Genomic DNA, 4,601 nt, shown 5'->3' on the forward strand with positions numbered 1-4,601 from the left:
GGCCGCGCAGCGGCACGTCTTCCAGTTCGGGCGACAGCGGCAGGCGGCTACGCTCGATCGAGATCGCATGGCCGTCATTTGCATTCGTGCGGACGCGATCGACAGCGATGAAAGCTGGATTGTCGACGCCAAGCTTCGCCGCAAGCTCCGCGTCCTCGATGACTTCGAGCCGCAGCGTGCGCGTCTCGGCATTGGCGCCCGCATTGGCAAGCGCGCGCGACCAGCCGACGGCATCATCGACCGGCATGCCGTCAAAGGTGACGAAGGAACCGATGCCAACCCTGGTGGTGATCAGGCCGCGACTCGACAATTCCTCGAGACCTTTTCGGACCGTGTTGCGGCTGACGGAGAAGCGCTGGACGAGTTCGTTCTCGCTCTGCAGACGGTCGCCGAAGCCGAGCACGCCGGAGCGGATTTCGTGCTCCAAAACCGTCGCGATCTGCTCCGGCTTGCCGGTGCCGGGAGTGAGCTGCGTCGCGCGACGGGCCATATCAATACCTGTTCATTGAACCTGTATAATCCTGTTCAATAATGCATTTGAAAGGCGGCGTCAACGGTCGAGTTCGGCGCATGCAGGCGCCGCCGTTGCGGCCAGCCCCCGTCACTATACGGGGAGAAGTGCCCGGCAGGGCGATGAGGGGCGGCGCCGACTTCAGACAGTTGGCTGGCCAGTCAGTCGAAGAAGAATTCCTCGACCCGCTGCTTTGCTTTGCGCAGCACAGGCAGGATCTCGCGCTCCATCGCCTCGACCGAGAACCGGGCCGACTGCGTCGAGACGTTGATGGCGGCGACTACCTGGCCGGTACGGTCGCTGATCGGCACGGCTATCGAACGCAGGCCGAGTTCCAGTTCCTCGTCGACAATGGCGAAGCCATCCGCCCCCGCCTTGTCGATTGCCTTGCCCAGCGCGGCGCGGCTGGTGATCGTCCGAGGCGTCCGCGGCTCGATCTTTGCATCGGCGAGGAAGGTCTTCATCTCATCGGCCGGCAGCCCAGAGAGCAGCACGCGGCCCATCGATGTGCAGTAGGCGGGCAGCCGGGTACCGACGTCGAGCGCCACGCTGAGGATGCGGCGGCCGGGGATGCGCGCGACATAGACGACGTCCTCGCCCGACAGCACCGCGGCGTTACAGGCCTCGTCGAACTGCCCGGCCACCTCGCGCATGATCGGTGCAGCGAAGCTCCACAGCGAGGCACCGCCGAGCCAGGTCCGCGCGATAGTGAGCAGGCGTGGCGACAGCGAAAACAGCCGGCCCGACTGTGTCGCGTAACCCGCGTTCACCAACGTCAGCAGAAAGCGGCGGGCGCCGGCGCGCGTCAGGCCGGTTTCCTCGGCCATCTCGGTCAGCGTCATGCCGGCGGGATAACGCGCGAGGACCTCCATCACCGCAAGCCCGCGCTCCAGCGAGCCGACATGATCGCGCGAACTGGCCTCGCCTTCTAGAGCCGTCTGCATGGCGTTGACTCCCCTTCAGGGTAAGATTAGAAAGTATCACATATCAAACATATGTTCGCAATACGAACTTTTCGATACCGGGAGCCGAAGAATGGTGAAGTTCCTGCCGCTGAAGGAGGCTGTCGCGGAGAACCTGCATGACGGCGATACGGTCGCCTTCGAGGGCTTCACCCATCTGATCCCGACAGCGGCCGCGCATGAGGCCATTCGCCAGGGCTTTCGCGACCTCACTTTGATTCGCATGACGCCGGACCTGATCTACGACCAGATGATCGGCATGGGCATGGCGAGAAAGATCGTCTTCTCCTATGTCGGCAATCCCGGCGTCGGCCTGCTGCGGCGCGCCCGCGACGCCATCGAGAATGGCTTTCCGCGCGCGATCGAGATCGAGGAGCACAGCCACGCCGGCATGGCCAACGCCTATGAGGCGGGTGCCGCCGGCCTGCCCTGCGCGGTCTTTCGCGGTTATCGCGGCGCCGGCCTCGCTTCGGTCAACCCGAACATACGGTCGCTCACCTGCCCGTTCAGCGGCGAAGTGCTCGCCGCCGTTCCATCGATCCGGCCCGACGTCAGCTTCATCCATGCACAGAAGGCCGACAGGAAAGGCAATGTGCTGGTCGAAGGCATCATCGGCATCCAGAAGGAAGCCGTTCTCGCGGCCAAGCGCGCCGTGGTGACGGTCGAGGAAATAGTCGACAATTTCGACGATCTCCACCCCAACCTCACCGTGCTGCCCAACTGGACGGTCGCCGCGATCGCGGTCGTGCCGGGCGGCTCGCATCCCTCCTACACCCATGGATATTATGCGCGCGATAACGCGGCCTATCTCGAATGGGACGAGATCGCCGCCGACCGTGACCGTTTCCAGGCCTGGATGCAGAAGAACGTCATCGAGAGCAGCGCGGCCGACTTCGCCGGTCGCGTCGAGCATCTGAGGAAAGCCGCATGAGCGACGCTGAAAATCTTGGCTTCACGCCCAACCAGATGATGACGATCGCCGCCAGCCGGGCGCTGAAGAGCGAGGATGTCTGCTTCGTCGGTATCGGCGCGCCGTCTGCCGCCTGCAACGTCGCGCGGCTGACCCATGCGCCCGACATCACGCTGATCTATGAAAGCGGCACCATCGGCACCGCGCCCGATGTGCTGCCGCTGTCGATCGGCGATGGCGAATTGTGCGAGACAGCGATTACCACCGTCGCGGTGCCGGAGATGTTCCGCTACTGGCTGCAGGGCGGCCGCATCTCCATCGGCTTCCTCGGCGCGGCCCAGCTCGACAGGTTCGGCAATATCAACACCACCGTCATCGGCGACTATGCGCACCCGAAAACGCGCCTTCCCGGCGGTGGCGGCGCGCCGGAAATCGCCACCTCTTCAAAAGAGGTCTACATCACCATGGCGCAGTCGAAGCGCGGCATGGTCGAAAAGATCGACTTCTTCACCTCCTTCGGCCATGGCGACGGAGGCGATCACCGCAAGCGTCTCGGCATCGATACGGCCGGCCCGACGCTTTTGATCACCGACCTCGCGATCTGGAAGCCGGATCCGGTCACAAAGGAATTCACCGTCGTGTCGCTGCATCCAGGCGTGACCCGCGAGCAGGTGCAGGCGACCTGTGGCTGGGTGGTAAAATTCGCCGAGGCCCTTGACGAGACGCCGGCGCCGACGGAACTCGAGCTGACGACATTGCGCGATCTTCAGGCCCGCACCAAGGCGGCGCATGAGGGGACCGCCAAGGGGAAAGCTGCATAGATGACCGACGCCTTCATCTGCGACTACATCCGCACGCCGATCGGCCGCTTCGGCGGCGCGCTGTCCTCGGTACGAACGGACGATCTCGGTGCGGTACCCTTGAAGGCCTTGGTCGAGCGCAATGCCGGCGTCGACTGGGCGGCGGTTGAAGATGTCATCTATGGCTGCGCCAACCAGGCCGGCGAGGACAACCGCAACGTCGCCCGCATGGCGCTGCTGCTCGCCGGCCTCCCCCAGGACGTTCCGGGGTCGACCGTCAACCGCCTCTGCGGCTCGGGCATGGATGCCGTCACCATCGCGGCGCGCGCCATCAAGGCCGGCGAGGCCGAGCTGATGATCGCCGGTGGCGTCGAGTCGATGAGCCGCGCGCCCTTCGTCATGCCCAAGGCTGACACCGCCTTCTCGCGCAACGCCGAGATCCACGACACCACCATCGGCTGGCGCTTCATCAACCCGCTGATGAAGAAACAGTATGGCGTCGATTCCATGCCGGAAACGGGCGAAAACGTCGCCGAGGACTTTGCCGTTTCGCGCGCCGACCAGGATGCCTTTGCCGTGCGCAGCCAGGACAAGGCTGTGGCGGCGCAAGCCAATGGCCGGCTGGCAAAGGAGATCACGCCGGTGACGATCCCGCAAAGGAAGGGCGATGCAATCGTGGTCGGCAAGGACGAGCATCCACGCGCCGTCATCGCTTCGGAAGCAGCCGCGAAGAAACACGGCCTGACGCCTATCGCCCGCATCCTTGGCGGTGCTGCCGCCGGCGTCGCGCCGCGCATTATGGGCATCGGCCCGGCGCCGGCGACGAAGAAACTCTGCGCCCGCCTCGGCCTGACGCCCAACCAGTTCGACGTCGTCGAGCTCAACGAGGCCTTCGCCTCGCAGGGCATCGCGGTGCTGCGCCAGCTTGGCATCGCCGAGGACGCCGCGCACGTCAACCCGAATGGCGGCGCGATCGCGCTCGGCCACCCGCTCGGCATGTCGGGCGCCCGCATCACCGGCACGGCGGCGCTGGAGCTTCGCGAGCGCGGCGGCCGCTTTGCGCTCGCCACCATGTGCATCGGCGTCGGCCAGGGTATTGCGATCGCGCTGGAGCGGGTTTGACGGGCCTTGCCGATCAATACGGCAGGCCGACGTAATTCTCCGCCAGAGCGGTAGACGCCGCTTTGGAATGCACGAGATAGTCGAGCTCGGCTTCCTGGATGCGCTGGCCGAATTCGCCCGTCTCGGGAAAACGGTGCAGGATCGTCGTCATCCACCACGAGAAACGCACCGCTTTCCAGACCCTCGCCAGCGCCTTGGCTGAATAGGCGTCGAGCCCTGCCTGAGATCTCTCGCTATAGAATTCGCGAAGCCCGGCAAAGAGATAGCGCACGTCGCTGGCGGCAAGGTTGAGGCCC

6 protein-coding genes are annotated in these 4,601 nt (G+C 65.0%); 3 read left to right on the top strand and 3 right to left on the bottom strand.

The genetic code is table 11. The features are described from left to right. Positions 1-490, bottom strand: a 490-nt coding sequence (locus EOA33_RS25065) for a GntR family transcriptional regulator (protein ID WP_145989270.1), incomplete at its 3' end; no start/stop codon positions are given. A 182-nt stretch (positions 491-672) separates the two neighbouring features. After that, a complete protein-coding gene (locus tag EOA33_RS25070; RefSeq protein WP_127406846.1) occupies positions 673-1,455 on the bottom strand; it encodes an IclR family transcriptional regulator C-terminal domain-containing protein in 783 nt (260 codons plus the stop codon). A gap of 91 nt (positions 1,456-1,546) precedes the next feature. Here EOA33_RS25070 and EOA33_RS25075 point away from each other — a divergent pair, with 91 nt between their 5' ends. From EOA33_RS25075 to EOA33_RS25085, 3 genes are read left to right on the top strand one after another with little or no spacing between them, the layout of a single operon-like run. Next, a complete protein-coding gene (locus tag EOA33_RS25075) occupies positions 1,547-2,404 on the top strand; it encodes a CoA transferase subunit A (protein WP_127406847.1) in 858 nt (285 codons plus the stop codon). Then, positions 2,401-3,204, top strand: coding sequence for a CoA-transferase subunit beta (locus EOA33_RS25080; protein WP_127406848.1), 804 nt, complete (start codon positions 2,401-2,403; stop codon positions 3,202-3,204). Before EOA33_RS25075 ends, EOA33_RS25080 begins: the two co-directional genes overlap by 4 nt. After that, positions 3,205-4,305 (top strand): thiolase family protein, encoded by a 1,101-nt coding sequence (locus tag EOA33_RS25085; RefSeq protein WP_127406849.1) that lies wholly within the window; start codon positions 3,205-3,207, stop codon positions 4,303-4,305. Positions 4,306-4,318: 13 nt separating this feature from the next. On the opposite strand, the gene EOA33_RS25090 is transcribed toward EOA33_RS25085, so the two are convergent. Next, positions 4,319-4,601 (bottom strand): FAD-dependent monooxygenase (locus EOA33_RS25090; protein WP_190234366.1); only part of this gene is annotated, 283 nt, incomplete at its 5' end.

Origin of the sequence: Mesorhizobium sp. M4A.F.Ca.ET.050.02.1.1 (genome assembly GCF_003997725.1) — a bacterium.
Taxonomy (GTDB): Bacteria; Pseudomonadota; Alphaproteobacteria; order Rhizobiales; family Rhizobiaceae; genus Mesorhizobium.

What these genes read in the sequence shown, in the direction of transcription:
- EOA33_RS25080 (WP_127406848.1), top strand. Translation starts at nt 2,401, where the DNA reads ATGAGCGACGCTGAAAATCTTGGCTTCACGCCCAACCAGATGATGACG.
- EOA33_RS25070 (WP_127406846.1), bottom strand. Translation starts at nt 1,455, where the DNA reads ATGCAGACGGCTCTAGAAGGCGAGGCCAGTTCGCGCGATCATGTCGGC.
- EOA33_RS25085 (WP_127406849.1), top strand. Translation starts at nt 3,205, where the DNA reads ATGACCGACGCCTTCATCTGCGACTACATCCGCACGCCGATCGGCCGC.
- EOA33_RS25075 (WP_127406847.1), top strand. Translation starts at nt 1,547, where the DNA reads ATGGTGAAGTTCCTGCCGCTGAAGGAGGCTGTCGCGGAGAACCTGCAT.